23 protein-coding genes and 1 tRNA gene are annotated in these 25739 nt (G+C 62.4%); 13 read left to right on the top strand and 11 right to left on the bottom strand.

The genetic code is table 11. From position 1 onward, the window contains the following. Positions 1–30 precede the first annotated feature (30 nt). The 4 genes from NKI38_RS16245 to NKI38_RS16260 all read right to left on the bottom strand — a co-directional run bounded on the left by NKI38_RS16245 (position 31) and on the right by NKI38_RS16260 (position 4705). On the bottom strand, positions 31–1059 hold the full coding sequence (locus NKI38_RS16245; RefSeq protein WP_352659183.1) for an esterase-like activity of phytase family protein: 1029 nt from the start codon (positions 1057–1059) through the stop codon (positions 31–33). Beyond that, entirely contained in the window at positions 1056–2954 is a 1899-nt protein-coding gene (gene cobT / locus NKI38_RS16250; protein WP_352659185.1) for a cobaltochelatase subunit CobT, read from the bottom strand. Before cobT ends, NKI38_RS16245 begins: the two co-directional genes overlap by 4 nt. An 11-nt stretch (positions 2955–2965) precedes the next feature. Further along, entirely contained in the window at positions 2966–3952 is a 987-nt protein-coding gene (cobS, locus tag NKI38_RS16255) for a cobaltochelatase subunit CobS (RefSeq protein WP_352659187.1), read from the bottom strand. A 123-nt stretch (positions 3953–4075) separates the two neighbouring features. Then, complete coding sequence (locus NKI38_RS16260; RefSeq protein ID WP_352659189.1) at positions 4076–4705, bottom strand: J domain-containing protein; 630 nt, start codon at positions 4703–4705, stop codon at positions 4076–4078. A 181-nt stretch (positions 4706–4886) separates the two neighbouring features. On the opposite strand from NKI38_RS16260, the gene NKI38_RS16265 reads away from it, so the two are divergent. Then, positions 4887–5189 carry a BolA family protein gene (locus NKI38_RS16265; protein ID WP_352659191.1) on the top strand — a complete coding sequence of 101 codons (303 nt, stop codon included), beginning with the start codon at positions 4887–4889 and terminating at the stop codon, positions 5187–5189. A gap of 16 nt (positions 5190–5205) precedes the next feature. Here NKI38_RS16265 and NKI38_RS16270 read toward each other — a convergent pair whose 3' ends face one another. Next, positions 5206–6759, bottom strand: coding sequence for an acetolactate synthase large subunit (locus tag NKI38_RS16270; protein WP_352659193.1), 1554 nt, complete (start codon positions 6757–6759; stop codon positions 5206–5208). A 172-nt stretch (positions 6760–6931) separates the two neighbouring features. After that, positions 6932–7738 carry an alpha/beta hydrolase gene (locus NKI38_RS16275; RefSeq protein ID WP_352659195.1) on the bottom strand — a complete coding sequence of 269 codons (807 nt, stop codon included), beginning with the start codon at positions 7736–7738 and terminating at the stop codon, positions 6932–6934. Positions 7739–8131: 393 nt separating this feature from the next. On the opposite strand from NKI38_RS16275, the gene NKI38_RS16280 reads away from it, so the two are divergent. Genes NKI38_RS16280 through NKI38_RS16290 form a run of 3 tightly spaced genes read left to right on the top strand, consistent with a single transcriptional unit; the run spans position 8132 to position 12960 of the window. Continuing rightward, positions 8132–10081, top strand: coding sequence for a PrkA family serine protein kinase (locus NKI38_RS16280; RefSeq protein ID WP_352659197.1), 1950 nt, complete (start codon positions 8132–8134; stop codon positions 10079–10081). Positions 10082–10099: 18 nt separating this feature from the next. Further along, a complete protein-coding gene (locus NKI38_RS16285; protein ID WP_352635097.1) occupies positions 10100–11407 on the top strand; it encodes a YeaH/YhbH family protein in 1308 nt (435 codons plus the stop codon). Positions 11408–11415: 8 nt separating this feature from the next. After that, complete coding sequence (locus tag NKI38_RS16290) at positions 11416–12960, top strand: SpoVR family protein (protein WP_352659199.1); 1545 nt, start codon at positions 11416–11418, stop codon at positions 12958–12960. Between the two features lie 48 nt (positions 12961–13008). Here the strand turns inward: NKI38_RS16290 and NKI38_RS16295 are convergent, their stop codons facing one another. Genes NKI38_RS16295 through NKI38_RS16305 form a run of 3 tightly spaced genes read right to left on the bottom strand, consistent with a single transcriptional unit; the run spans position 13009 to position 15673 of the window. Further along, positions 13009–13905 (bottom strand): HlyC/CorC family transporter, encoded by an 897-nt coding sequence (locus NKI38_RS16295; protein WP_352659201.1) that lies wholly within the window; start codon positions 13903–13905, stop codon positions 13009–13011. Beyond that, on the bottom strand, positions 13902–15065 hold the full coding sequence (gene aroB / locus NKI38_RS16300; RefSeq protein ID WP_352659203.1) for a 3-dehydroquinate synthase: 1164 nt from the start codon (positions 15063–15065) through the stop codon (positions 13902–13904). Before aroB ends, NKI38_RS16295 begins: the two co-directional genes overlap by 4 nt. Continuing rightward, positions 15062–15673 carry a shikimate kinase gene (locus tag NKI38_RS16305; RefSeq protein ID WP_352659205.1) on the bottom strand — a complete coding sequence of 204 codons (612 nt, stop codon included), beginning with the start codon at positions 15671–15673 and terminating at the stop codon, positions 15062–15064. Before NKI38_RS16305 ends, aroB begins: the two co-directional genes overlap by 4 nt. Positions 15674–15883: 210 nt before the next feature. On the opposite strand from NKI38_RS16305, the gene NKI38_RS16310 reads away from it, so the two are divergent. The 5 genes from NKI38_RS16310 (at position 15884) to NKI38_RS16330 (ending at position 19770) form a co-directional block, all read left to right on the top strand. Next, positions 15884–16036 carry a histidine kinase gene (locus NKI38_RS16310; protein ID WP_352635165.1) on the top strand — a complete coding sequence of 51 codons (153 nt, stop codon included), beginning with the start codon at positions 15884–15886 and terminating at the stop codon, positions 16034–16036. Then, positions 16037–16954, top strand: a complete 918-nt coding sequence (locus NKI38_RS16315; protein ID WP_352659207.1) for a site-specific tyrosine recombinase XerD — start codon at positions 16037–16039, stop codon at positions 16952–16954. A gap of 99 nt (positions 16955–17053) precedes the next feature. Continuing rightward, positions 17054–18004 (top strand): acetyl-CoA carboxylase carboxyltransferase subunit alpha, encoded by a 951-nt coding sequence (locus NKI38_RS16320; RefSeq protein WP_352659209.1) that lies wholly within the window; start codon positions 17054–17056, stop codon positions 18002–18004. A 216-nt stretch (positions 18005–18220) separates the two neighbouring features. Then, on the top strand, positions 18221–19519 hold the full coding sequence (locus NKI38_RS16325; protein WP_352635115.1) for a L,D-transpeptidase family protein: 1299 nt from the start codon (positions 18221–18223) through the stop codon (positions 19517–19519). Between the two features lie 8 nt (positions 19520–19527). Next, positions 19528–19770 (top strand): sulfurtransferase TusA family protein, encoded by a 243-nt coding sequence (locus NKI38_RS16330; protein ID WP_352659211.1) that lies wholly within the window; start codon positions 19528–19530, stop codon positions 19768–19770. Positions 19771–19773: 3 nt separating this feature from the next. On the opposite strand, the gene NKI38_RS16335 is transcribed toward NKI38_RS16330, so the two are convergent. Both NKI38_RS16335 and NKI38_RS16340 read right to left on the bottom strand, forming a co-directional pair. After that, positions 19774–20898, bottom strand: a complete 1125-nt coding sequence (locus tag NKI38_RS16335) for a CobW family GTP-binding protein (RefSeq protein ID WP_352659213.1) — start codon at positions 20896–20898, stop codon at positions 19774–19776. A gap of 68 nt (positions 20899–20966) precedes the next feature. Next, positions 20967–22130, bottom strand: a complete 1164-nt coding sequence (locus NKI38_RS16340) for a D-alanyl-D-alanine carboxypeptidase family protein (RefSeq protein ID WP_352659215.1) — start codon at positions 22128–22130, stop codon at positions 20967–20969. 216 nt (positions 22131–22346) lie between these two features. On the opposite strand from NKI38_RS16340, the gene NKI38_RS16345 reads away from it, so the two are divergent. From NKI38_RS16345 to NKI38_RS16360, 4 genes are all read left to right on the top strand, one after another. Continuing rightward, complete coding sequence (locus tag NKI38_RS16345) at positions 22347–23510, top strand: M20 aminoacylase family protein (RefSeq protein WP_352635123.1); 1164 nt, start codon at positions 22347–22349, stop codon at positions 23508–23510. An 86-nt stretch (positions 23511–23596) separates the two neighbouring features. After that, positions 23597–23673: transfer RNA gene (locus tag NKI38_RS16350), tRNA-Arg, on the top strand. 37 nt (positions 23674–23710) lie between these two features. Continuing rightward, the gene (locus NKI38_RS16355) at positions 23711–24397 is read left to right on the top strand and encodes a cytochrome b (RefSeq protein WP_352659217.1); all 687 of its coding nucleotides are present in this window, start codon (positions 23711–23713) and stop codon (positions 24395–24397) included. A 290-nt stretch (positions 24398–24687) separates the two neighbouring features. Then, positions 24688–25737: a PilN domain-containing protein gene (locus tag NKI38_RS16360; protein ID WP_352659219.1), complete on the top strand. Its 1050-nt coding sequence runs from the start codon at positions 24688–24690 to the stop codon at positions 25735–25737. The last annotated feature ends 2 nt before the right edge of the window (positions 25738–25739 follow it).

Here is a 25739-nt window from a genome sequence, read left to right on the forward strand (position 1 = left end):
TAGCTCTATTGATCGCAGAACGGTGCGCGCTCAATCCTGGTGCAGAATAAATTCCAGATAGAGGTTACGCTGCAGCATCGAGTGGTTGTCGTCGGAAATCAGCGACACCATCAGCGCACCGTCGTCGCGGGTCCAGACGTCGAGCCCTTCCATGTTGTCGATCTGAAAACCCATGTCGGCCTCCAGCAGCACCGGCCCGTCGGCGACGGCGCCCTTCTCGACGCTCTCGCCATAGATGCGCCGCAGCCGCATCTTGACGCCTCTGGCCATCGAAAAACTGCGCTCCAGAAGCAGCAGGTCGCCATCCGGCAGGAAGGCGCCGTCGGTGATGTCGAAATCGCCGTTGCGCTTGACGGTGAAGACGCCCTTGTGCGGCCCTTCGATGATGGCGGCATAGATGTTGCCGGCCTTGTCGAGGCTCTTCTCGGAGACCACGACCAGCCCGCCCTCATGCTGGCCGTTGGCATTGGCATGGGTGACGGTCTCGAAGCCGCGATTCTGGCGCAATTCCTGGGTCGGAACCACGAAATCCAGCTGGCTGAACGGCGCCTTCATGCCGTTGGGGTCGATCCTGAACTGGGCGACGCGGTGGTTGCGCTCGAAGCCGACGGTGGCAACGCCGTCCTTGACCGCGAGGCCTTCCGCATCGACCTCCCATTTCTTGTCGATCGGCCGACCGGTCTCATCGACCATCTGCTGCATGCGAAAATTCTGGATGCCGGACGGCCGCTTGTCGGCGTCGCGAACCACGGTGCCGAAGAACCAGAACCCGGTATCGGCAACGCCGATGAAGTCGCCGCCGGCTTTCAGGAACCGGAACGCCGACAGCGCGCCGAAATCGCGCGTCGGCGAGGTCATCTCCAGCCCGCCGACGAATTCGAGCGTACCGAACTGCTTGTCGACATGGCCAATCTGGAATTCGGCAATCGGGCGAGCCGAGACTTCGATCGGTTCGACCGAGGTGGAATCAGCCGAACCAGCTGCAGCTGAAGCCGCGCCGGCGAACAGGGCGATGGCGGCGAAAAGCGTCTGCTGAAAGCCGCGGCGCGAAAAGATCATCCGGCGCGCCGCATCGCGCCGCGCCGTGTATCCTTGGCGCTCTCCTCGGCGAACAGCGAAGCCAGCTGCTCGGTCATAGCGCCGGCCAGTTCCTCGGCATCGACGATGGTGACGGCACGGCGGTAGTAGCGCGTGACGTCATGGCCGATGCCGATGGCCAGCAGCTCCACCGGCGAGCGCGTCTCGATCAGCTCGATGACCGCGCGCAGATGGCGCTCGAGATAATTGCCGGGATTGACCGACAGCGTCGAATCGTCGACCGGCGCACCGTCCGAGATCATCATCAGGATCTTGCGCTGTTCCGGCCGGGCGATCAGACGGTTGTGCGCCCACAACAGCGCCTCGCCGTCGATGTTTTCCTTGAGCAGGCCCTCGCGCATCATCAGCCCGAGATTGCGCCGTGCCCGCCGCCACGGATGGTCGGCCGATTTGTAGATGATGTGGCGCAGATCGTTGAGCCGGCCGGGATTCGGCGGCTTGCCGTCCTTCAGCCACTTCTCGCGCGCCTGCCCGCCCTTCCACGCCCGCGTGGTGAAGCCGAGGATCTCGACCGAGACGCCGCAACGCTCCAGCGTGCGCGCCAATATGTCGGCGCAGGTGGCGGCGACCGTGATCGGCCGGCCGCGCATCGAGCCCGAATTGTCGAGCACCAGCGTCACCACCGTGTCGCGGAATTTGGTGTCGCGCTCCTGCTTGAACGACAGCGGCTGCATCGGATCGATGACGACGCGCACCAGCCGTGCCGGGTCGAGGTAACCCTCTTCCAGGTCGAAATCCCAGGAGCGGTTCTGCTGCGCCATCAGCCGGCGCTGCAGTCGGTTGGCCAGCCGGCCGACGACGCCGGACAGATTGGCAAGCTGCTTGTCGAGGAAGGCGCGCAGCCGGTCGAGTTCTTCTTCTTCGCAAAGCTCCTCGGCGCCGACCGTCTCGTCGAAAGCGGTGGTGAAGACCTTGTAGTCGATTTCCTTCGGCAGATTGGTGAAGGGATTGTCGTTGCGGCGCGCCTCGCCGGGTGTCTCGGCGTCCGCATCATCATCGTCGGACAGGTCGTCGGCTGTGGCGTCGGAGGCTTCCGTCTCTGCCGACTGCTCGTCATCGGCCGACGCCTCGGCATCTTCGGATTGCGACTGCTCGGAGCCGGAATCCTCTTCGCCGCCCTCCTCGCTCTGCTCCTCGCCTTGCGGCTGGTTGTCGTCATTGTCCTCGGAGTCTTCCGTCTCCTGGTCATCGCCGAGTTCCTCAGCCATTTCCATGGAAGCGAGCATCTCGCGCACGACACGGGCGAAGGCCTGCTGGTCGCCAAGCCTTGCCGACAATCCGTCGAGGTCGGCCTTGGCCTTTTCCTCGACCCAGGGCCGCCAGAGTTCGACCAGCCGCGCGCCGCTTTTCGGGATCGGCCGGCCGGTCAGCTTCTCGCGCACCATCAGGGCAAGAGCTTCCTCGATCGGCGCGTCGGCCTTGTCCTTGACGTCGACGAGGTTGGCCTTGGCGTATTTGTCCTCCAGCATCGAGCCGATATTGTCGGCCACGCCTTGCATGGCGCGGGAGCCGATCGCCTCGACGCGGGCCTGCTCGACCGCGTCATAGATGGCGCGGGCCGCCTTGCCTTCCGGTGCCAGCTTGGTGTGGATGCGCACGTCGTGGCAGGCGCGCTTCAGCGCCATGGAATCGCCAAGCCCGCGGGTAATCGCAATGTCGGTCTTCGATGCCTTCTTCGGCAGTTCGGGCAAGCGCGCGCGGCTGCCCGCAAGTGCGGGCCTATCCTTGGCGAAACCGACCTCGAGTTCCTTGTCACCGGCGATGGCGCGCATGCAGACGGTCACGGCGCGCTTGAAGCTGTCGGCTTCAGACCCCGTCTTCGACTTGTTGCGCGTGTTGTCGCCCGGACCCGCCATCGAGGCTCTGCTTATCCCAGCACCACGTTGGCGGCGCTCTCGGGCAGATCCTCGCCGAAGGCGCGCTGGTAGAACTCGGCCACCAGCGAGCGCTCGAGCTCGTCGCATTTGTTGAGGAAGGTCAGCCGGAACGCCATGCCGATATTGCCGAAGATCTCGGCATTCTCGGCCCAGGTGATGACGGTGCGCGGGCTCATCACGGTCGACAAATCGCCATTGATGAAGGCCGAACGCGTCATGTCGGCGACACGCACCATCTTGTTGACGATCTCCTTGCCCTTGGCGTCGCGATAGTGCTTGGCCTTGGCCAGCACGATGGCAACTTCATTGTCGTGCGGCAGGTAGTTCAGGGTGGTGACGATCGACCAGCGGTCCATCTGGGCCTGGTTGATCTGCTGGGTGCCGTGATAGAGGCCGGTGGTGTCGCCGAGGCCAACCGTGTTGGCGGTCGAGAACAGTCGGAAGGCCGGATGCGGGCGAATGACACGGCTCTGGTCGAGCAGCGTCAGCCGGCCCGACGATTCCAGCACGCGCTGGATGACGAACATCACGTCCGGACGGCCGGCATCATACTCGTCGAAGCACAGCGCGACATTGTGCTGGTAGGCCCAGGGCAGGATGCCGTCGCGAAATTCGGTGATCTGCAAGCCGTCCTTGACGACGATCGCATCCTTGCCGACGAGATCGATACGGCTGACATGGCTGTCGAGGTTGACGCGCACGCAGGGCCAATTGAGGCGGGCGGCAACCTGTTCGATATGGGTCGATTTGCCGGTGCCGTGATAGCCCGACACCATGACACGGCGGTTGTAGGCAAAGCCTGCCAGGATCGCCATCGTCGTGTTCTTGTCGAACAGATAGTCCGGATCGATGTCGGGCACATGCTCTGATGTCACCGAATAGGCCGGCACCACCATCTTGGACTCGAAACCGAATTTCTCCTTCACCGACACCGTCGTGTCGGGCAGGTTGGCGATGTCGCGATCGACCTTGTTCATATCTCTCAACGTCTCCACGGGCGAAAAACCTGATTTCGCCGGCAATCGATTTTGTTCGGGGGCGGTCTTAGAGCCTTTTCCAATCTTATGAAAGTTGGAAAAATGCCCCGACCGAAAGGTCGCTCAGCACAGGCCCGCCTGTTTGAGCACGCGATAGGCCTGCAGCACATCGCGGAACCGGTCTTCCGAACCTCTGTCGCCACCATTCGCATCCGGATGGTGGAGTTTCACCAGTTCCTTATAGCGCGCCTTGATCTCCTTGCCAGTCGCCTTTGTATCAAGGCCAAGCGTTTCCAGCGCCTTGGCCTCAAGCGGCTTGGCCTTGCGCTCGCGTGCCTCGCGCGGATCCTTCGGCCCTTTGAACAGGTCGAATGGGTCGCGCATGCGGTTGTAGTAGCCGGCACGGCCGGAGCGCATCTGGGCCATATCGGGCGACGATCGCGTCGAGGGGCCGGTGGCGCCCATCTTCCAGGTCGGCCGATGGCCGGTCATCGCTTCCTTCTGGAAGCGCGCGACCTCGGTGTCCGGCACGCCGGAGAAATAGTTGAAGCCCTTGTTGTACTCGCGCACATGGTCGAAGCAGAAACGGAAATACTCGCCCTCCTTCATGCGCCCGACCGGCGCGCGATGGGTGCCCGCCTCCTTGCAGCCGTCCCACTGGCAGATCGGCGCGTGCGACTTCAGCTCCGCGTCCTTGTCGGGACGGACGCGAATCTTCTCGAAATATTTGGGGTACGGCTTCATCTCACCCATTTATGGGGCGTTCGCAGATGCGAAACAAGAATTGACATTTTCGCGATGATCGCCCTAACCGCTGAATCGCGGCATAAAGCAGGCGAATGGCGGATTTTGTTGCGCGGCAGCGGCTTTTTCGAAGACCGATTTTCGGTTTCAAGGCTGATGTGCCAGCCATATGTGGTGAAGGGAGACGGCGATGTCCATACAGACGACCATGGAAGACAAGCTCAACAAGGCATTTTCGCCGGAGCGGCTGGTCATCATCAACGAAAGCCATCTCCATGCCGGCCATCACCACAACGGCTCCGACCATCACGGCACCTATGACGGCACCGGCGAGACACATTTTCGCGTCCGCGTCGTCGCTTCCGCCTTTGCTGGCATGAGCCGTATCGACCGCCACCGCGCCGTCAACGAACTGCTTGCCGACGAGTTGAAGGCCGGTGTGCATGCGCTGGCGATCGAACCGGCGGCTCCCGGCGAGAAGACCCGCTGGTAGGTCGGTTAAGCCGCGCTCAGAGCACCGCTTCGATGAGGAACGGCCCGCGCCGTGACAAGGCGCTGTCCAGCAGCGCGTCGAACCGCTCACACGTATCGGCGCGGGCCGCCTCCACGCCCATGCCTTTGGCCAGCGACACCCAGTCGAGCGACGGATGGTCGAGGTCCAGCATGCGCCTGGCGTTCTCGCCGATCGCCTCGACACCGACATTGTTCATCTCGCCATGCAGGATCGCATAGGTCCGGTTGGAAAAGACGATCGTCACCACATCGAGATTCTCTCTGGCCTGGGTCCACAGCCCCTGCACCGTGTACATGCCGCTGCCGTCGGCTTCGAGATTGATCACCTTGCGCTCCGGACAGGCGATCGCCGCCCCGGTCGCCATCGGGATGCCTCCGCCGATCGATCCGCCTGTGCCCATCATGTAGTCGTGCGGCGCGGCAAAGGCCGACAGCGCGAAGAAACGCCGCGCCGAAGTGACCGCTTCATCGCAGACGATCGCATCCACGCGAAGCTTTCGCGCCACCGACAATGCGATGGCGTCTTCCGTCAGCTTGCCGTTCGGCGTTGCCTCGTCGGGAAAGGCGGTCGCGAACACCTGTTGTTGCGCCGGCTTTATGCCGAGTTCGTCGCGCAACGCCTCCAGTGCCGCATGCAGATCGTTGCCATGGGCGGCCAGCGTCAGCACCTGGCACCCCTCACGGACAAGCCGCCCGGGCTTTCCCGGGTATGCGAAGAAGGCAACCGGTTCCTTCGCGCCGACCAGGATCAGAACGTCGATATCCCCGAGCACAGCCGTCGCCGCATCGACCGGATAGGGGATGCGGGTCGGCGCGACACGTCCGCGCCCGCGTTGCATCCGGGCGATCAGGACGTCGCTGAACAGACGGACATCGCTGCCCGTCGAAATCTGTCCGGCGACGGCAAGCCCATCGGCTCGTGCGACCTTCCCGCGTACGATCATGCCGGCCCGGCCCGGAGCCGCACGGATCGCCGCGGCGACCGTGCGCACCGCGTCCATGTCGACGGCGGGCAGCGGTGCCAGCCTCACCTTGCTGACCGAAACCGCTCCAACTTCGCCCCAGGCGGCATCCGCCGGGAGGATCAGCGTCGCGACGCCGGGTGGCGTCAGCGATGCGCGCAAGGCCGCCTCGGTCGCCGGCGCGACATCGTCCGAGCCACCGATGCGGCAAACCCAGTTCGACATCGGTGTCGCAAGGCCTTCGATATCGCTTGTGAGCGGAGCATCGAGCGGCAAATGGTAGGAGGCATGGTCGCCGACGATGTTGATCATCGGGCTGAGCGCGCGCCGCGCATTGTGCATGTTGGCGAGACCATTGGCCAGGCCGGGACCGGTATGCAGCAGCGTCGCGGCCGGGCGATCGATCATCCGCGCATAGCCATCGGCGGCCCCGGTCACCACACCCTCGAACAGGCCGAGCACGCAACGCATTTGCGGTTTGCGGTCAAGTGCTGCAACGAAATGCATTTCTGAGGTGCCGGGGTTGGCGAAGCAGACCGTCACATCATTGGCCAGAAGCACGTCACACAGGACATCGGCGCCGTTCATGCAATTCTCTCCTGTTGACGATCGAGGAGCAATTCCAGGAAAAGTGTTAAGCCGTTTCCGTCCGGAATTGCGTCAAAACAAACAGATAGAGCAATTGCACCTGCGGGCGCCCGCACGGCAATGTCCCGCCAGTGCTTTTGGTCTGATCCAGTAGGTAACTCACGAGCCTCGATCAGCCGACCGTCGATTTCAAGAATGCCAGCGCGGCAGCGGTCAGCGCATCGCCGTCGTCGCCGAAATCGCGATTGATCGACATGTGCGTATAGGCGCTGCCGTCGAACAGCGTAACCCTGGTGCCGGTGGCGCGCAGGCGCTTGGCAAAGGCCTTGGAGGTCTCGCCGCGGCCAGGCGCCCGCGAATAGGCGATGAAGGTCGGCGGATGCTTGCGACCGTCGACATAGCTGATGGGCGATAGTACCGCCCATTGCGCGGGGTCGGAAAAGACCCGCGCATAGGCCCGCACCATGCCGCCATTCCTGGCAAGCGCTGCAAGGTCGTAGGCCCTTGTATCGTCGAGAAGCAGGGCAGCGACGCCGGGCAGCCCGCCGCGCATGCCGGTCAGTGCAATCAGATGGCAGCCGGCCGAATGGCCCATGCCCACAATGCGGTTGGGGTCGCCGCCATGCCGGGCGATGTTGGCCCTGATATAGCCATAGGCCTTTTCGACGTCGCCGGCCTGGGTGGCGACATCGGCCTCAGGCAACATGCGGTAATCGATGGAGACGAAGCAGAAGCCATTGGCCAGCAGGAAGGCCGGCTTGGCGTTGACCTGGCTGCGCTTGCCGAACTGCCAGGTGCCGCCATGGACGAAAAACACGACCGGCAGGCCGGTTGCACCATCGGGCGCATAGATATCGAGTTTGGCCGGCCCGTAATCGAAAGTTTTTGGCGCTGGTTGGCGCTGGCGCCATGCGGCCGATGCTCCCAGCGGCAGCATCGCCGCCACGGAAGCCAGAATAAGGCTTCGTCGATCGATCATCGTGGTCTCCCGACCGTGTTGGCCAAGAGTGCCCGCGGACGCCACGAGCGTCCAGTTAAGGATCGGCAATATCCAAAAATCTGGTTCGGCGATCGATCCTCGATCCGAACGCGATCGGACTGCCCTATCGAACCCGCATCGGGCGACAGCTCTCACCGCATCAAATGCACGCTCTCGGTTCAGTTCACGAAATCAATATTTGTCCTTGACGGCCTCATCTGTCCATCACCCCCTAAGTTATTGGATACGCATTCTAATCACATGGGGTGCTGTCCCGGGTCGATGCCAGGCGCACGTTCTCTCCTTCATGTGAAGGGAACCACAATGCACCCCCGGTAGTTGAATAGATTGAGAGCCATCCGGCAGCCAGAACGGCTTTGAGGGCGGAATATCATGCGTGAGAATCAGTCCGACGTCTTCGATCTTTTTTCGGAGATTTATGCGAACGCGGCCCAGGAAGAAATCAGCCTCCAGCAGTACCTTCTTGCCTGCCGAGAGGACAAATCGATGTATGCCTCGGCGCCTGAACGGATGGTCGAGGCAATCGGCGAGCCGAACCTGGTCGACACCAGCAAGGATGAGCGACTCGGCCGCATTTTCTCGAACCGCACCGTCAAGATCTATCCCTCTTTCTCCGACTTCTACGGCATGGAGGATACGATCGAGCGCATCGCCGGATATTTCCGCTATGCCTCCCAGGGGCTCGAGGAGCGCAAGCAGATCCTCTACCTCCTCGGCCCTGTCGGCGGCGGCAAATCCTCTCTGGCCGAACGGCTGAAGAGACTGATGGAGGAACGCCCGATTTACACGCTGAAGGCCGGCAACCAGATCAGTCCGGTTTTCGAATCGCCGCTCGGCCTTTTCAATCCCGATCGCATGGGCGACCTGCTGGAAGACAAATACGGGATAGCCCGGCGCCGTCTCAACGGGCTTATCTCGCCTTGGGCGGCCAAGCGGCTTGATGAATTGTCCGGCGACATTTCCAAATTCAGCGTGGTCGAATTGAAGCCTTCGCGGCTGCGCCAGATCGGCATCACCAAGACGGAGCCTGGCGACGAGAACAATCAGGATGTCTCGGCCCTGGTCGGCAAGGTCGACATCAGGCAATTGGAAAATTTCAGCCAGTCCGATCCGGACGCCTATTCCTACAGCGGAGGACTGAACCGGACCACACAGGGCCTGCTCGAATTCGTCGAAATGTTCAAGGCGCCCATCAAGGTCCTGCATCCGCTGCTGACCGCGACCCAGGAGGGCAGCTACAACGGCACCGAGAATTTCGGCGCCTTCCCCTATCAAGGCATCATCGTGGCCCATTCCAACGAATCGGAATGGCAGCAGTTCAAGAACAACAAGAACAACGAGGCTTTTCTCGATCGCATCCTGGTGGTCAAGGTGCCGTATTGTCTGCGGACAACCGAAGAAAGACATATCTACGAAAAGCTGCTGCGGGAGAGCGAATTGGCCACCAGTGCCTGTGCCCCCGAGGTGCTGGACATCCTCAGCCGCTTTACCGTCTCGACCCGCTTGGCCAAGCACGACAATTCGCCGCTCTACACCAAGATGCGTGCCTATGACGGCGAGAACCTGAAGGACATCGACCCCAAGGCGAAACCGGTTCAGGAATATCGCGACGCCGCCGGCGTCGACGAGGGCATGGCCGGCGTCAGCACGCGCTTTGCCTTCAAGATCCTGTCGCAGACCTTCAACTATGACACCGAGGAGGTGGCCGCCGACCCTGTACATCTCATGTACATCCTGGAGGAGGCAATCAAGCGCGAACAGTTTCCGAAAGAGACGGAAGCGGACTATCTGGAGTTCATCAAGTCCGAACTGGCGGCGCGGTATGCCGAGTTCATCGGCCACGAAATCCAGAAGGCCTATCTGGAATCGTACAGCGAGTACGGCCAGAACCTTTTCGATCGCTACATCGCTTATGCCGATGCCTGGATCGAGGATCAGGACTACAAGGATCCCGACACTGGCCAGATCCTCAACCGCGAGGTTTTGGACAATGAGCTGTCGCAGGTCGAAAAACCGGCCGGCATCGCCAATCCCAAGGACTTCCGCAACGAGGTTGTGAAGTTCACGTTGCGCGCCCGTGCAAGAAACCACGGCCGCAACCCGGCGTGGACAAGTTACGAAAAGCTGCGCGAAGTCATCGAGAAGCGCATGTTCGGCCAGGTCGAGGACCTCCTGCCGGTGATCAGCTTCGGCTCCAAGCAGGATAGCGTCACGGAAAAACGGCATAATGAATTCGTGCAACGGATGGTCGAGCGCGGCTACACCCAGCGGCAGGTGCGTCGCCTTGTGGACTGGTACATGCGGGTGAACAGGGCGGGTTGAGAGAGCCCGGATGGTTCCATGCCGATCTTCATCGACCGTCGCCTGAACCCGAAAGACAAGAGCCTCGGCAATCGCCAGCGCTTTCTCAGGCGTGCGCGCGAGGAACTGAAGCGGAGCATACGCGATCAGATCCGCACCGGCAGGATCGCCGATGCCGACGCCGAGCACGCTGTGCCCATGCCCGAAAGAGGCACGGGCGAGCCGAGCTTCAACAACGCTCGCAACAGCGGCAGGCGCCAGCACATCCTGCCGGGCAACAGGCATTTCTCCCCTGGAGACCTGATCCCCAAGCCCGGCGGGGGCGGCGGCGCGGGAGCCCCGGGGAATACGGCGTCTGAAGACGACTTTCGTTTCGTGCTATCGCGTGAAGAGGTGCTCGATCTTTTTTTCGAGGATCTCGAACTCCCAGATATGGTCAAGCTCAACCTCAAGGAGATCCTTGCCTTCAAGTCGCGCCGGGCTGGCTTCGCCGCCACCGGCTCACCGACCAACATCAATGTTGTGCGCACGATGCGCAACAGCCACGGCCGCCGCATTGCGCTGAGACGTCCCAAGCAGGAGGAGCTGGACGCGATCCTCCAGGAAATCGCCACGCTCGAGTTGGTGCCATCCAGCGCAGCGGCGCGCCAGCGCATTGCGGCGTTGCGCGAAGAGCTTGACCGGCTGGAACGGCGGCGCAGGCGGATTGCCTATGTCGATCCGGTCGACATCCGCTTCAACCGCTTCGATCCCCGGCCTGTGCCGAACGCCAATGCCGTCATGTTCTGTCTGATGGATGTATCCGGCTCGATGGGTGAGCGCGAAAAGGATCTGGCCAAGCGCTTCTTCGTACTGCTGCACCTGTTCTTGAAACGGCGCTACGAGCGCATCGAGATCGTCTTCATCCGCCACACGCACCTGGCCCAGGAGGTCGATGAGGAAACATTTTTCTACAACACGCAAAGCGGCGGCACCGTCGTTTCCACCGCGCTGGAGGAAATGCACCGAATTATTGACGAACGTTACCCCGCCCACGAATGGAACATCTACGCCGCCCAAGCCTCGGACGGCGACAATTTCGCTGGCGATTCCGAGCAATGCATAACATTGCTCAACGGCAAGCTCATGCGGCTGTGCCAGTATTTCGCCTATGTCGAGATCATCGACGAGCGTGAAGCCCATATCTTCGGCACGACCGAAAACGGGACATCGCTATGGCGTGCCTATAGCGAGATCGACCTGAGATGGCCGAACTTCCAGATGAGCCGCATTGCCACGCCCGCCGACATCTACCCGGTCTTTCGCCAGCTCTTCGGCAGACAGCCGGCTTCCCTCAAGAGTGCATGAGGGCTCCGATGGCCAGACAAGGCAGTAAATCCAGCCTGCTTTTTTCAGGGTCCGACTGGGATTTCAGGACATTGTCACGAACCTATGACGCGATCGAGGCAATCGCGGTCGAAGAGCTTCATCTCGAAACCTACCCCGTGCAGATGGAGATCATCTCTTCCCAACAGATGCTCGACGCCTATTCATCGGTCGGCATGCCACTGATGTATCGTCACTGGTCTTTCGGCAAACATTTCCTCCATCAGGACCTGCTCTATCGCAAAGGCGGGCGAGGGCTTGCCTATGAACTGGTCATCAATTCCAATCCCTGCATCGTTTATCTGATGGAGGAAAACACCATGGCCCTGCAGGCCCTGGTGACGGCCCATGCTGCGCTCGGGCACAACCATTTCTTCAAGAACAACCAGTTGTTCAAGCAGTGGACGGACGCAGGGGCGATCCTCAGCTACCTGGACTTCGCCAAGGGCTACATTGTCCGTTGCGAGGAGCGGCACGGCCTCGCCGCCGTCGAGGCTGTTCTTGATTCCGCCCACGCGCTGATGGCGCAGGGCGTGTTCCGCTATCACCGGCCGCCGAAACTGTCGTCGGAGCGGCAGCGCGAAGGGCTTCGCGAGCGCCTCGAATACGAAGAACACTCCTATAATGATTTGTGGCGCACGCTGCCGCCGTCGCAGCGAACGGCCAACGACAAGGGACCCGACGAGCCGGAGCGGAAGAAATCGCTCAACCTGCCCGAGGAAAACCTGCTTTATTTCCTGGAAAAGAACAGCCTGGTCCTGGAGCCTTGGCAGCGTGAGGTGATCAGGATCGTTCGTGTCATAGCACAATATTTTTATCCTCAACGGCAAACACAGGTGATGAACGAGGGCTGCGCCACTTTCGTCCACTATACGCTGATGAACATGCTGTTCGATCGCGGCCAGATCAGCGAAGGCGCCATGCTCGAAATCCTGCGGAATCATTCCAACGTGGTCTTCCAGCCGGCATACGACGATCCGCGCTTTTCCGGCATCAACCCCTACGCTCTCGGCCTCGATATGATGCAGGACATTAAGCGCATCTCGACCGAGCCGACGGCGGAAGACCGGGAATGGTTTCCCGACATCGCCGGTCACGGCAACTGGCTTGAGGTCCTGCTCGATGCCTGGGCGGATCACCGGGACGAGTCCTTCATCCGCCAGTATCTCAGTCCGACCTTGATCCGGAAATGGCGGTTCTTTGTGCTCGGTGACGTTGCCGAACAACCGCATTGCCAGGTCGCCTCGATCCACAACGAACGCGGCTATGCCAAGATCCGCGCCGCGCTTGCCCACAGCTACGAGATCGGCGCGAACCAACCGGACATCCAGGTGATGGATGTCGATCTGCTCGGCGACCGGCATTTGAGACTGCAGCACAAGGTCAATGATGGCATCCTTCTCGAGGATGCCAGCCGCGATGCCACGCTTCGTCACATCCGCAGGCTTTGGGGTTATGAGGTCAGCCTGGCGGCCGTCGACGCTGAGACGGGCGCGGCTATCCACGAACGCTCGACGAGCCAGATCGCAGAATGAGACTCCGCGGCTGCGCTGGTCTCATGGCGCCAAAAAGTGCGCAGCGTTTTAAGCGTCGCCGGCTGGCCTGATCCTCAGCCTGGCAATCCGGTTCTTGTCGCGCTTCATGACGGTGAAGCGCTTGCCGTGGAATGTGAAAGCCTGCTTCTCCTCGGGGATCGACTGCGTCTCGTGGATGACGAGGCCGGCAATGGTGGTGGCCTCTTCATCCGGCAGGTTCCAGTCGAGCGCCCGGTTCAGGTCGCGGATCGGCACCGTGCCGTCGACGACGACGGAACCGTCGGCCTCCTGCTTGACGCCCTGGATGTCGACATCATGCTCGTCGGCGATCTCGCCGACGATTTCCTCGATGATGTCCTCCAGCGTCACCAGCCCTTCGACCTCGCCATATTCGTCGACGACGACGGCGAAATGCGCCTTGCGGCGCAGGAAGGCGTTGAGCTGTTCCTGCAATGTCGTGGTGTCGGGCACGAACCAGGGTTTCGAGGCAATCTTCATCACGTCGATCCTGGAGAAGTCGTTGCCGACTTCGTTCAAGGCGCGCAGCAGATCCTTGGCGTGCAGCACGCCGACGATGTTGTCGAGCGATCCCTTCCACAGCGGCATGCGGGTGTGCGGGCTCTGCAGGATCTCGCGCACCACCGCCTCCGGCGCATTGTCGGCATTGACCGAGCGCATGTTGGTGCGGTGGACCATGATGTCGGAGACTTCAAGCTCGGCGAGATCGAACAGGCCGCCGACACGATCGCGATCCTCGCGCACCATCTGGCCGTCGCGGCGGAAATCGTCGACCGCGCCGCGCAGCTCGTCCTGAGTCGAGCGCTGCGGCTCGATGCGCGACAGCTCATAACCAAAAGCTGCAAGCAGGCGCGTGCGCACGGCAACGACCAGCAGGATGAGGATGGCAAGGACAGCGACGACGATCCAGCCGGTCTCGTTGTTCATTTCGGCCGCATCTTCTGCTGGCCCAGCCGGCTTTCCTGCTGGCTGGGATGGTTCTCTTTCAGGAACGACAGCACTTCCGACGCCGGAACATCCTTGGCGATGACGGCTTGGCCGATGCCGCGCGTCAGGATGAAGGTCAGAGCACCGCGCGACACCTTCTTGTCCTGGGTGATGAAGGCAAGCAGCGCCTCGGCGCCCGGCAGAGCGCCCGGGATATCGGCCATGCGCCAGGGCAGGCCGACGGCGCGCAGATGCGCCTCGACGCGCGCCGCATCGTCGGGGCTGGCCAGGTTGAGCCGCGACGAGAACCGGTACGCCAGCGCCATGCCGATAGCGACGCCTTCGCCATGGACAAGGCGGGTTCCGTCATATTGGGTGGCGGCTTCCAGCGCGTGACCGAACGTGTGGCCGAGATTGAGCAGCGCGCGGTCGCCGGTCTCGAACTCGTCGCGGGCAACGACGTCGGCCTTGGCCCGGCAGGCTTCGGCAATGGCCTGCGCCCTCTCCGGTCCACCGGCAAAAACCTGGCCCCAGTTCTCTTCCAGCCAGGCGAAAAATTCCGGCCGGTCGATAAGCCCGTATTTGGCGAGCTCGGCATAGCCGGCGCGGAATTCGCGGATCGGCAGCGTGTCGAGCACTCCGGTGTCGGCCAGCACCAGCTTCGGCTGATGGAAGACGCCGACAAGGTTCTTGCCGCGCGCGCTGTTGATGCCGGTCTTGCCGCCGACCGAGGAATCGACCTGCGCCAGCAGCGAGGTCGGGATCTGCACAAAATTCATGCCGCGCCGCACGATGCCGGCGGCGAAGCCGGCAAGGTCGCCGATAACGCCGCCGCCAAAAGCGATGACAATGTCGCCGCGTTCCAGCCTGGCTGCCAGCACACCGTCTACCACCTCTTCGAGATGAGCAAAGCTCTTGGTCTTCTCGCCGGGCGGCAGCGTGATCACAGCGGGCTGGATGCCGCCCGTCTCGAGGCTGGCCTTCAGCGCATCGAGATGCGCTGAAGCGACATTGGCGTCGGTGATCACAGCGGCGCGGGTACCCGGCAGCCGGCGCGAAATCTCCGCACCGGCGCGTGATAGCAGCCCCGAGCCGATCAGGATGTCGTAGGTCCGGTCGCCAAGGCCCACTTCGACGGTGACTGGCTGATCCGCGCTCACGATCGCACCTCGCCTGTCGCAGCGGTCACATCGATGCCGAAATGCCGGCACAGCGCATCCACCACCTCGGCCGCGATAACCTCCTTACGGTCGTCGCGGGTGGGCACGGTGACGTCGGATGTCGCGTAGACCGGATAGCGCTCGCTCATCAGCCGCTCCAGCACGGCGCGGGGGTCGGCACTTTTCAACAGCGGCCGGTTCTGCTTCTTGGAGACGCGATCCATCAGAAGGTCGAGCTCGGCCTTCAGCCACACCGACACGCCGTGCGAGGCGATCGCCTCGCGCGTCTGCGCGTTCATGAAGGCACCGCCGCCCGTCGACAGCACTTGTGGGCCGTTTTCCAGCACCCGCAGGATGACGCGCTGCTCCAGCGCCCTGAATTCGGTCTCGCCATAACGCTCGAACAGCTCCGGAACGGTCATGCGCGAGACGCTTTCGATCTCCTGGTCGCTGTCGATGAAAGGCAGCGCCAGCATCGTCGCCACCTTGCGGCCGATCGCCGTCTTGCCGGCGCCCATCAGCCCGACAAAAACGATGGAACGGCTGCCGAGCCCGCCAAGCAGCGCGGCGTGGGTCTCGTCTGGAGGATTTGCTGGCAGCGCGTTCATCGGATGTTTCGAGGGCCCTCTTTGCCGGCGTATCGACATGAAAAGCCCGTTTGCGTCAAGCATGGCAAGCACCTTGAGCCCGATATGGGCTGGCAGGGTCTGCACCGGAAGTTGCTGACAGGCCTCAGCTTCTTCCTTGAATTGGCCGGATTGGCGTCCCATAAGGGGACAGGGTTTGGAAACGCAGAACAAGAAAACGGGCGAAAATTAATGCCGACACTGTTTCGCTTTGTCGTGATAGCAGCGATTCTGGCTGGCATTGCCTATGGTACGATGTTCGCGCTGGTGATGTTCGTGGAGCCCAAGAAGGGGGAAATGAGCGTGCGCATCCCTCCGGAAAAGCTCAACCCCAAGAAAAGTTGAATGAACAGCGCCGCTCGCATCGAAGCCTTCCTGGAAATGATGAGCGCCGAACGGGGTGCCGCCGAAAACACGCTTTCCTCCTACCGCCGTGACCTCGAAGACGCCTCTGGCGAGATCGATGGCGGGCTCGCTGGTGCGGCAGCCGCCGATATCCGCGCCTATCTCGACGACGTCGCCGCACGCGGCTTTGCCGCCACGTCGCAGGCGCGCAAATTGTCAGCGATCCGCCAGTTCTTCAAATTCCTCTACGCCGAAGGCCTGCGCGGCGATGACCCGACCGGCACGTTGGACAGCCCGAAGAAAGGCCGCCCGCTGCCCAAGACGATGAGCGAGGCCGACACCGGCCGGCTAATCGACCGCGCAGCACTCGAGGCCGGCGATTCAGGGCTCGGCGACGGTGAGTGGCTGGCGGCGCTGCGCCTGCATGCGCTGGTCGAGGTGCTTTATGCCACCGGCCTGCGCGTTTCCGAGCTGGTCGGCTTGCCGGTGACCGTGGCGCAGCGCGACGACCGCTTCTTCATGGTGCGCGGCAAGGGCGACAAGGAGCGCATGGTGCCGCTCTCGGCCAAGGCGCGCATAGCGATGAAGACCTGGCTTGCCGCCCGCGCCAAGGTTCCAGCCCTTGCCGACAGTCCGTTTCTGTTTCCGGCCGCCTCGGACAGCGGCTATCTCTCGCGCCAGGTCTTCGCGCGCGACCTGAAAGGGCTGGCGGCAAGGGCCGGCATCGCCTCGGCGAAGATCTCGCCGCATGTGCTGCGCCATGCTTTCGCTAGCCATCTCCTGCAGAACGGCGCCGATCTCAGGGCCGTGCAGCAATTGCTCGGCCATGCCGACATATCGACGACACAGATTTACACCCATGTGCTGGAAGAGCGGCTGGTGCGGCTGGTCAACGATCATCATCCGCTTGCCGACTAGGCCTCATATCGCTATGTGAGGACGACGTTTCACCGCCCGGAGCTTTGGATTCAAGGGTTCCGTCAGCCATTGCCTTCCGATGTATCGGTCCGCTCACGCATGTATAATTACCTCGATTTCGAAAAGCCGGTGCAGGACCTCGAGGGCAAGATCCTCGAGCTGAAGAAGCTCGCCGAGAATGGCGAGGCGGTCGATGTCGGCGACGAGATCAGCCGTCTCGAGAAGCGCTCCCGCGACGCCCTGCGCGACGCCTACAAGGCGCTGACGCCGTGGCAGAAAGTACAGGTGGCGCGCCATCCCGACAGGCCGCATTGCGTCGACTACATCAAGGGCCTGTTCAACGATTTCACGCCGCTGGCCGGCGACCGCAATTTCGGCGAGGATCAGGCGATCGTCGGCGGTTTCGCCCGCTTCCGCGGCGAGCCGGTGGCCATCCTCGGCCAGGAAAAGGGTTCCGACACGACCAGCCGCCTGAAGCACAATTTCGGCTCGGTGCGGCCGGAAGGCTACCGCAAGGCGGTACGGCTGATGGAACTCGCCGACCGCTTCAATATCCCGCTGCTGACGCTGGTCGACACCGCCGGCGCCTATCCCGGTGTCGGCGCCGAGGAGCGCGGCCAGGCGGAAGCCATTGCCCGTTCGACCTCCGCATGCCTTGGCCTCAAGGTGCCGTCGATCTCGGTGGTCATCGGCGAAGGCGGCTCGGGCGGCGCCATCGCCATCGCCACCGCCAACCGCGTCTACATGCTCGAACACTCCATCTATTCGGTGATTTCGCCGGAGGGCGCGGCCTCGATCCTGTGGCGCGACACCACACGATCGAAGGACGCGGCGACCAACATGAAGATCACCGCCCAGGATCTTTTTGAGCTGAAGATCATCGACGCCATCATTCCCGAGCCGCTCGGCGGCGCGCATCGTGGCGCCGAAACCGTGATCGCCGCGACCGGCGACCTCATCGCCAGGACGATGAAGGATTTTGCCGGCGCCAACATCGATTTCCGCGAGCAGCGCCGCGAGAAATACCTGGCAATGGGCCGCAGTCTCTGATCGCAGGCAGCCTTGCTCGCCACAATGTGGCGGCACGGAGCATTTTTGCCACAAAAATGCCGCTGCTTTCGGCTCAATGGGACTGCCGTCAGGGGACGCGTCGACACTTGCGGTAAGGAATTTGTTAGGGTTAACGGGCTTAGGGTCCGTCGATGTGCAGTGCAGTAGCCTGGGCGCGAACGCCCTGGCGCCAGAGAAAAGACGATACCCGTAGCCATGTTCGCCAAGCTTGCCCGTACCGGAATGCTGATAGCCGCGCTCGGCGTGGCCGGGTGCAACAATTCGTCGATGAAGGATTTTGCCCCGGAAGCCAACAAGCCGCTGCCCGACAAGATCCTCGCCGACATGAGGGCCAAGGGCATGGTCCGCACCTCGTCGGTGATGGCCCGCATCTTCAAGGAAGAAGGCAAGCTCGAAATCTGGAAGGCCAAGACCAACGGCCGCTATGACATGGTCGCCAGCTACGACATCTGCAAATGGTCGGGCAAGCTCGGACCGAAATACACCGAAGGCGACCGCCAGGCGCCGGAAGGCTTCTACACGGTGCGTCCGGCGCAGATGAACCCGCGCTCGAACTACCATCTGTCCTTCAACATCGGCTATCCCAACGCCTATGACCGCGCCAATGGCCGCACCGGCTCCAACTTGATGGTGCATGGCGCCTGTTCGTCGTCGGGCTGCTATTCGATGACCGACGCTCAGATCGAGCAGATCTATGCCTTTGGCCGCGATGCCTTCCAGGGCGGCCAGACCGAGTTCCAGATCCAGGCGTTTCCGTTCCGCATGACCGCCGCCAACATGGCGCGCTACCGCAACGACCCGAACTACGACTTCTGGAAGATGCTGAAGGTCGGCTACGACAATTTCGAGATCACCAAGGTGCCGCCGAAGGTCGACGTCTGCGAAAAGCGCTATGTTTTCAACCAGGCTGCCGCCGACGGCGAAACATTCGATCCGACCGGCGCCTGCCCGGCGACGACGCAACCTGATTCGCTGAAAAGCGCCTACAACTCCTACATGAGCACCTACGACGCGGCGTTCAACGGCGCGGTCAAGGCCAGCGTACCGGCGCCCAAGCCGACCATCGCAGGCATCAAGGAAGCCAGCATCGTCTCCGACTGGTCCAAGCGCCGCGCCCGCGGTGAGCGCGTGCCGATCGACCCGCCGTCGCTCAACAACGACGGCTCGGTCACCGAGACGGCGCGCATGGGCCGCATCGATTCGCCTGCCGGCCGCAAGATGGCCGCCCTCGACGCCGAAAAGGCCGCCAAGCAGAAGGCCGAGGAGCAGAGGCTGGCTGCCATAGAGGCGGCCAAGCAGGCCAAGGAAGCCGCCAAGGCTCAGGCTCTGGCTGAAAAAGAGGCCGAGAAGGCTGCCAAGGAAGCCCCTGTCGCCACCGCGACCATCGCAGCCCCTTCCGAAGCCGCGCCAGTGGCAGAAACGCAAGCCGCGAGTGCCGACGAGAGCCGGGTGACAAAGCTGAAGAACAAGCTACTCGGCATGTTCGGCGGCTGATTTTCACCGTGACTGATCGCGCCGCTGTCTATGACCTCAAGGGACTGAACTGCCCCTTGCCCGTGCTCAAGGCCAAGAAGCGCCTTGCCGGCATGCAACCGGGCAGCCGCCTCTGGCTTGAAACCACCGATCCGCTCGCCGTCATCGACATTCCGGCATTCTGCTCCGACAGCGGCCACAATCTCATCGAAACGGCGGCTGTCGTCGGTGGCCATCGCTTCCTGGTCGAGCGCGGCGAACAGCGATCGTAGAGCTTACCGTCCAGCAATCGCCAGCGGATTGTTTTCCAGCGCCGCGCGGTCGGGCGTATCGATCGACGGCCGGTTGGTGAAGGCGGCGAACAGCCGGCGGATATAGTCTTCCGGCATATCGAGCGTGATCAGAACCAGCCGTGTGCCACGCTGGCCATCGGGCCAGGCCGGCAATTGCACCGGCGGATGCAGGATTTTCTGCACGCCATGGATCACCAGCGGCCGCGATGGGTCTTCCCTGAGTTCGATGATGCCCTTCATGCGCAGCAGGCGCTCACCATGCGTCGAACGCAACAGGTCGAGAAACATCTCGATGGCCGAAAACGGCACCGGGCCGTCATGCACCAGCGAATGGGAGCGCACCCGCGAATCGTGGCGATGGCCGTGGTCATGGTCATCTTGATGATCGTGGTCATGATGATGGTGGTCGTGATGATGGTGGTCGTGATCGTGCGCTGCTTCCTCGCGAAGCCAGCGCCGCACATCAGCGGCTTTGGTGGCGGGATTGTAAAGGCCGCAGTCGAACAGCGCCGCCACGCCTGTCCCGGTGTCGGTGGCATCGAGCAGCTCGGCGCCCGGATTGATCTGCCGCAGTCGCGCCCGCAGCGTTTCCAGTTCGCTGGGGTCGGTGACCAGGTCTGCCTTGCTGAGCACGATACGGTCGGCGACGGCAACCTGCTTGACCGCCTCGACATGGGCATCGAGCGTCGCCTCCCCGTTCACGGCGTCGACCAAAGTAATGACGCCATCGAGCCGGAAAGCCTGGACGAGTGCGGGATGCGCCATGACCGACTGCAGCACCGGCGCCGGATCGGCCAGTCCCGTGGTCTCGACGATGACACGGGCGAGCCGGGCGATGCGGCCGGTCTGCAGCCGGTCGACCAGGTCGGCCAGCGTGTCGACCAGTTCGCCGCGCACAGTGCAGCACAGGCAGCCGTCGGAAAGCTGGATGATGCCGTCGGAAGACTGCTCGACCAGCAGATGGTCGATCGCCACCTCGCCGAACTCGTTGATGATGACCGCCGTATCGGCCAGCGCCGGATCCTTCAACAGCCGGTTGAGCAGCGTCGTCTTGCCGGCGCCGAGAAAACCGGTAAGCACCGAGACGGGGATCGGGAAGCCGCTCATTGAGTTCTATCTGTCTGCTTGAGCATGACCTTTTCCGAAAACCGGTCTCCACTTTTCGGGATCATGCTCTAATTCGCAACCTTGGCCGGCTGGTCGCCCTGCGCGGCGGAGCCGGCAATCTTCGGACCCGTGCCGGCCGGTGCCGGCCTATCGGGCCGCCAGCTCGGGATCGGCACGTCGGCATAGTCCTGTCCGCCTTGGTCGAGGACGGCCTTCGGCGCCGGACCGGTGGCGCCGCCAAGGCCGACGGCAACCAGCGTCGGCACATGGTCGAGCTTTTTCTGATAGGGCGATTTCGGCACGTCCTTGGCAACAACCGGCGGCGCTTCGGACTGTTCCTGCGGCGCCTTCTTCTTGCAGACCTCGTCATGCATGTCGTTGGGCGAGACCGTGTCGCCATAGGGCGCCAGCGTGGTGACGGTGGCCGAGCCGGCGGCAGGCGTGTCGAAACCCTGATCGAGCAGTTTCGCGGCGGTCTCGGCACGGGTGACCGCCGACTTCTCGCCAAGCACCACCGCGACCAGCGTGCGCCCGTTGCGGGTCGCCGAACCGATCATGTTGAAGCCGGAGGGACAGACAAAGCCGGTCTTCATGCCGTCGGCGCCGGGATAGCGGCCGATCAGCAGATTGTAGTTGGGAATAGCCTTCTTGCCGACGGCAAGACCTTCGATCGAAAACCACGGCGCATATTGCGGAAATTCCCGCCGGATCGCCATCACCAGGACGGCGAGGTCGCGCGCCGTCGTGTATTGATCCGGCGAATAGAGTCCGTTCGGATTGACGAAATGCGTGCCGTTCATACCGAGCCGGGTCGCCTCGGCATTCATCCGTTCGGCAAAGGCTGCCTGCGAGCCGCCGACGTTCTCGCCGACGGCCATGGCGATGTCGTTGGCCGATTTGACCAGCATCATCTTCAGCGCATTGTCGAGCCGCATCACCGAGCCCGGCTTGAAGCCCATCTTGCTTGGCGGCTCGGAAGCGGAGTGTTTCGTCACCTTGATCGGCGAATCAAGCTGAACTTCGCCGGCCGCGATCGCTCGAAAGGTCACATAAGCGGTCATCAGCTTGCTCAACGACGCCGGATACCAGCGCTTGAATGCATCCTGATGCTGCAGGATCTTGCCGCTGCCGAGATCGAACACGACCACCGGATTGGCCAGCGCCGGCCCGGCCAGGACCGACAGCGCGATTGTGCCAGCCGAGAATAGTTTGAGGAAATGCCTGTGCCGCATGATCAAATCCGAAATCGCCTCTTGCCGTAGTCGCCCCTGGCTCCGTAAGATTTCGTTACGCGATCGCCAGCATGATAGGTCCGACCCTCAAAAACCGGACCGCATCGATGCGGTGCTATTTACCCTATGTGACGCCAAGATGGCAAAGTGCCTGGCGATCACAATTGCAAGGCAGCGGCCAAAACCCGCCTGTCCCAACAGCGAGATGGAACCATCATGCCAATCCTGAACCGTGCCGCCGAAATGCAGGACGAAGTTGCCGGCTGGCGCCAGCATCTGCACCAGACGCCAGAACTCAACTTCGACGTCTTCAAAACCGCCGCCTTCGTCACCGAGAAGCTGAAAGCCTTCGGTTGCGACGACGTGGTGACCGGCCTCGGCAAGACCGGCGTGGTTGGCATCATCCGCGGCCGCCAGGGCCAAGGCCCCACCATCGGCCTGCGCGCCGACATGGACGCGCTGCCGCTCAACGAGATATCAGGCAAGCCCTATGCCTCGACCATTCCCGGCAAAATGCATGCCTGCGGCCATGACGGCCACACGGCGATGCTGCTTGGTGCCGCGAAATATCTCGCCGAGACCCGCAACTTCACGGGTTCGGTGGCGGTGATCTTCCAGCCTGCGGAGGAAGGCGGCGGCGGCGGCAACGAGATGGTCAAGGACGGCATGATGGAGCGTTTCGACATTTCCAAAGTGTTCGGCATGCACAACATGCCGGGCCTGCCTGTCGGGCAGTTCGCCATCCGCCCGGGCCCGATCATGGCGGCGACGGCCGAATTCACCATCACCGTGCGCGGCAAGGGCGGCCATGCGGCGATGCCGCACGGCACGATCGATCCGATCGTCATCACCAGCCAGCTGGTCGGCGCCTTGCAGACGATCGCCTCGCGCAGCACCGACCCGGTCGAGGCCGTGGTGGTGTCGGTGACCAAGTTCCATGCCGGTGACGCATACAACATCATCCCGGAAACGGCGGAAATCGCCGGCACCGTGCGCACCTTGCGCAAGGAAATCGCCAAGAAGTCCGAAGAGCGCATCCGCACCATCTGTGAAGGACTGGCGACCGCCTTCGGCGCCAAGATCGAGGTCGATTACCAGGCAAATTACCCTGTGACCTTCAACCACGCGGAAGAAACGGTATTTGCCAGCGATATCGCGATCGGTGTCGCCGGCGACGCCCATGTCCACCGCGGCATCCAGCCGGTGATGGGCGGCGAGGATTTCTCCTATATGCTCGAAGCCCGCCCCGGCGCCTTCATCTTCATCGGCAATGGCGACACCGCCGGTCTCCACAACCCGGCCTACGACTTCAACGACGAGGTCATCCCGCACGGCATGAGCTACTGGGTGAAACTGGCGGAAACCGCGCTGGCCGCCTGATACCTTCAACGCCAAGAGGCTGACCGAATTGCGTTCGGCCAGCCTCTTGGCGAAACGATCCGAAGCGGCTATGTGTCGGGCCGCGTGGTCCCGTAGCTCAGTAGGATAGAGCGGCAGATTCCTAATCTGTAGGTCACAGGTTCGATTCCTGTCGGGATCACCATGCTTTTCAATGGCTTAGTGAAGAACCGTCGTATTTTTTGCGAAATTGGGTCTGTTGGAGAGGGCAAAACCATCACGCCCTCATGCGCGCATTTGACAATCGTCGGGCCTCAGACGTGAGAGAGAATCCTCGCTTGCGCTGGCATTTCGGCATTCGTCTGCTGCATTGGCTAACCGTGATCGCGCTCGCGGCACAAATCGCCATTGCCTTCGGACCGATGGACGGGCCGGGTATGGCGACGATGAGCTGGCTTCCGCTTCACATGTCGATCGGCGTGACGATCCTTGCCGTCATCATCCTCAGGCTTTGCTGGCGCATCTTCATCCGGGCCCCTGTCAGGCAAACCTCACGGTTCATGCGGTTTGCGACTTCATTCTTCCATGTGCTTCTCTACGTCACGATTCTCGCCGTCCTGATAACGGGATGGCTGGGCTACCGGCCAATGCCTTTCATGCCTCCCGCACGGCTTTTCGGAAACTTGCCTGTCCCGTTGGCGCCATCCGTCGGCGCGACAAGGGCTTTCGCGTCCATCCACGCAAAGCTGGTCTGGATACTGCTTGGATTCGTCGGCGTTCACATCCTGGCTGGGTTTGTGCATTTCGCCCTGCTTCGCGATGATGTCATGTACACCATGCTCTTTGGACGGCCGGACATCGCTTCGCGCAAAGAGAAAGCGCAGCTTGCTGTCGACGATGACGCCGGCGGCTCACGCAATCGCCCATAATCCTCCCGCAATGACAGCCGCGTATCGCGCCGCCGGCGGCTTCCTACCTGCCGTGGGCTCGCTAGGCCGACGGACGACGAAGAATCATAGTGACAGTGCACTTTTTACCTTGGTCGCCCGGCCGTCGCATTCGACGCACAAGGCCGAGAGCATCGACCGTAGTGCACTCTCGCCGTAATTAGCAAAAGTTGTGGCTAATCAGCCTCCCGCGCCTGCGCCATCGGCTTTTGTAGTAGTCTTACGTCTGAAAACTTCGGCCGAGAATCAGCCGGGGTGGCGGGCGGCTGGTTGTGGCGACACTCAACGCGCAGGTTCTGGATTTCCTAGACTGGTGGCTCGATGAGCTGCGAGGGGTCTGGACGCGGATTGTTCCCAGGCAAAAGCAATCTTCCCCCCGCGATTGGGTCGTCAGCCTGGCGGATGACGGCATTCGCGCCCGCGAGGCCAATGCACCGGAGTTCCAATCGATCCCGTTGGCGCTCACCGCTTCTTCCGACGAGGTTCTGGCACTTCTCCAGGGCGGGCCTCGGCGCAAGCGGCCGACCTTCGATATCCGCATTGAGCCCGGGCTGTTCCTGACCCGGCAACTGGCGGCGCGGCGGCTGCCGCTTCGCCAGGCTCGGGACATGGCTGAACTCGACCTTCTGGCCTCGACGCCGATCGATCCGGCGCAGGTGCATGTCGTCTTCGCCAGGCAAATTGAGCGGGACTGCTTCTACCATGTCATCAAGGCGAAGACGCTGGCTGCGGCGTTGGAAGCTGTCCGCCGGGCCGGCGGATCGGTCCGCTGCCTGTCGCTGTCGCAGCCGGACCGCATGCTGCAGGCCGATCCGCTCAGCCTCGCCGCCATCTGGCCGCTGACCGCGCGCGACCGGCGCGGCAGGACCGTAGGGATGGCGGCCTGTTCGATGCTGGCCGGAGCCGTGCTCTTCACATTCGCTCACGCGCATTGGCGCAGCTGGCAGGCGGGTGCCGAACTGGACGCGCAGATCGCCGATGCGCAGGTGCTGGCTAAGGCGGCACGCACCTCGCTGCAGAAGCGCCAGGCCGGCATTGAGCAGATCGAAAATATCCGTCAAGAAAAGAAGACCACGGCGTCGCTGGTCCGCGTCTGGGCCGAGCTGACGCACCTACTTCCCGACACGACCTGGCTGACCGATCTTTCGGCCAAGGGCGACGACCTGACCATCACAGGCTTTTCGGCCTCCGCCGCCGAGCTGATCCAGCCGCTCGACGCCTCACCGTTGTTTTCGGCGCCCGAATTCGCCTCGCCCGTGGTCAAGGTTCCCGGCCAGGAGGGCGAACACTTCACCATTACGGCAAAGATCGGAGCGCTCTGACG

It is taken from the genome of Mesorhizobium sp. M0621 (genome assembly GCF_040320745.1).
GTDB lineage: Bacteria > Pseudomonadota > Alphaproteobacteria > Rhizobiales > Rhizobiaceae > Mesorhizobium.

Coding starts and splice junctions, on each gene's coding strand:
- NKI38_RS16245 (WP_352659183.1), bottom strand. CDS start 1,059: ATGATCTTTTCGCGCCGCGGCTTTCAGCAGACGCTTTTCGCCGCCATC.
- cobT (WP_352659185.1), bottom strand. CDS start 2,954: ATGGCGGGTCCGGGCGACAACACGCGCAACAAGTCGAAGACGGGGTCT.
- cobS (WP_352659187.1), bottom strand. CDS start 3,952: ATGAACAAGGTCGATCGCGACATCGCCAACCTGCCCGACACGACGGTG.
- NKI38_RS16260 (WP_352659189.1), bottom strand. CDS start 4,705: ATGGGTGAGATGAAGCCGTACCCCAAATATTTCGAGAAGATTCGCGTC.
- NKI38_RS16265 (WP_352659191.1), top strand. CDS start 4,887: ATGTCCATACAGACGACCATGGAAGACAAGCTCAACAAGGCATTTTCG.
- NKI38_RS16270 (WP_352659193.1), bottom strand. CDS start 6,759: ATGAACGGCGCCGATGTCCTGTGTGACGTGCTTCTGGCCAATGATGTG.
- NKI38_RS16275 (WP_352659195.1), bottom strand. CDS start 7,738: ATGATCGATCGACGAAGCCTTATTCTGGCTTCCGTGGCGGCGATGCTG.
- NKI38_RS16280 (WP_352659197.1), top strand. CDS start 8,132: ATGCGTGAGAATCAGTCCGACGTCTTCGATCTTTTTTCGGAGATTTAT.
- NKI38_RS16285 (WP_352635097.1), top strand. CDS start 10,100: ATGCCGATCTTCATCGACCGTCGCCTGAACCCGAAAGACAAGAGCCTC.
- NKI38_RS16290 (WP_352659199.1), top strand. CDS start 11,416: ATGGCCAGACAAGGCAGTAAATCCAGCCTGCTTTTTTCAGGGTCCGAC.
- NKI38_RS16295 (WP_352659201.1), bottom strand. CDS start 13,905: ATGAACAACGAGACCGGCTGGATCGTCGTCGCTGTCCTTGCCATCCTC.
- NKI38_RS16305 (WP_352659205.1), bottom strand. CDS start 15,673: ATGAACGCGCTGCCAGCAAATCCTCCAGACGAGACCCACGCCGCGCTG.
- NKI38_RS16310 (WP_352635165.1), top strand. CDS start 15,884: ATGCCGACACTGTTTCGCTTTGTCGTGATAGCAGCGATTCTGGCTGGC.
- NKI38_RS16315 (WP_352659207.1), top strand. CDS start 16,037: ATGAACAGCGCCGCTCGCATCGAAGCCTTCCTGGAAATGATGAGCGCC.
- NKI38_RS16320 (WP_352659209.1), top strand. CDS start 17,054: ATGTATAATTACCTCGATTTCGAAAAGCCGGTGCAGGACCTCGAGGGC.
- NKI38_RS16325 (WP_352635115.1), top strand. CDS start 18,221: ATGTTCGCCAAGCTTGCCCGTACCGGAATGCTGATAGCCGCGCTCGGC.
- NKI38_RS16335 (WP_352659213.1), bottom strand. CDS start 20,898: ATGAGCGGCTTCCCGATCCCCGTCTCGGTGCTTACCGGTTTTCTCGGC.
- NKI38_RS16340 (WP_352659215.1), bottom strand. CDS start 22,130: ATGCGGCACAGGCATTTCCTCAAACTATTCTCGGCTGGCACAATCGCG.
- NKI38_RS16345 (WP_352635123.1), top strand. CDS start 22,347: ATGCCAATCCTGAACCGTGCCGCCGAAATGCAGGACGAAGTTGCCGGC.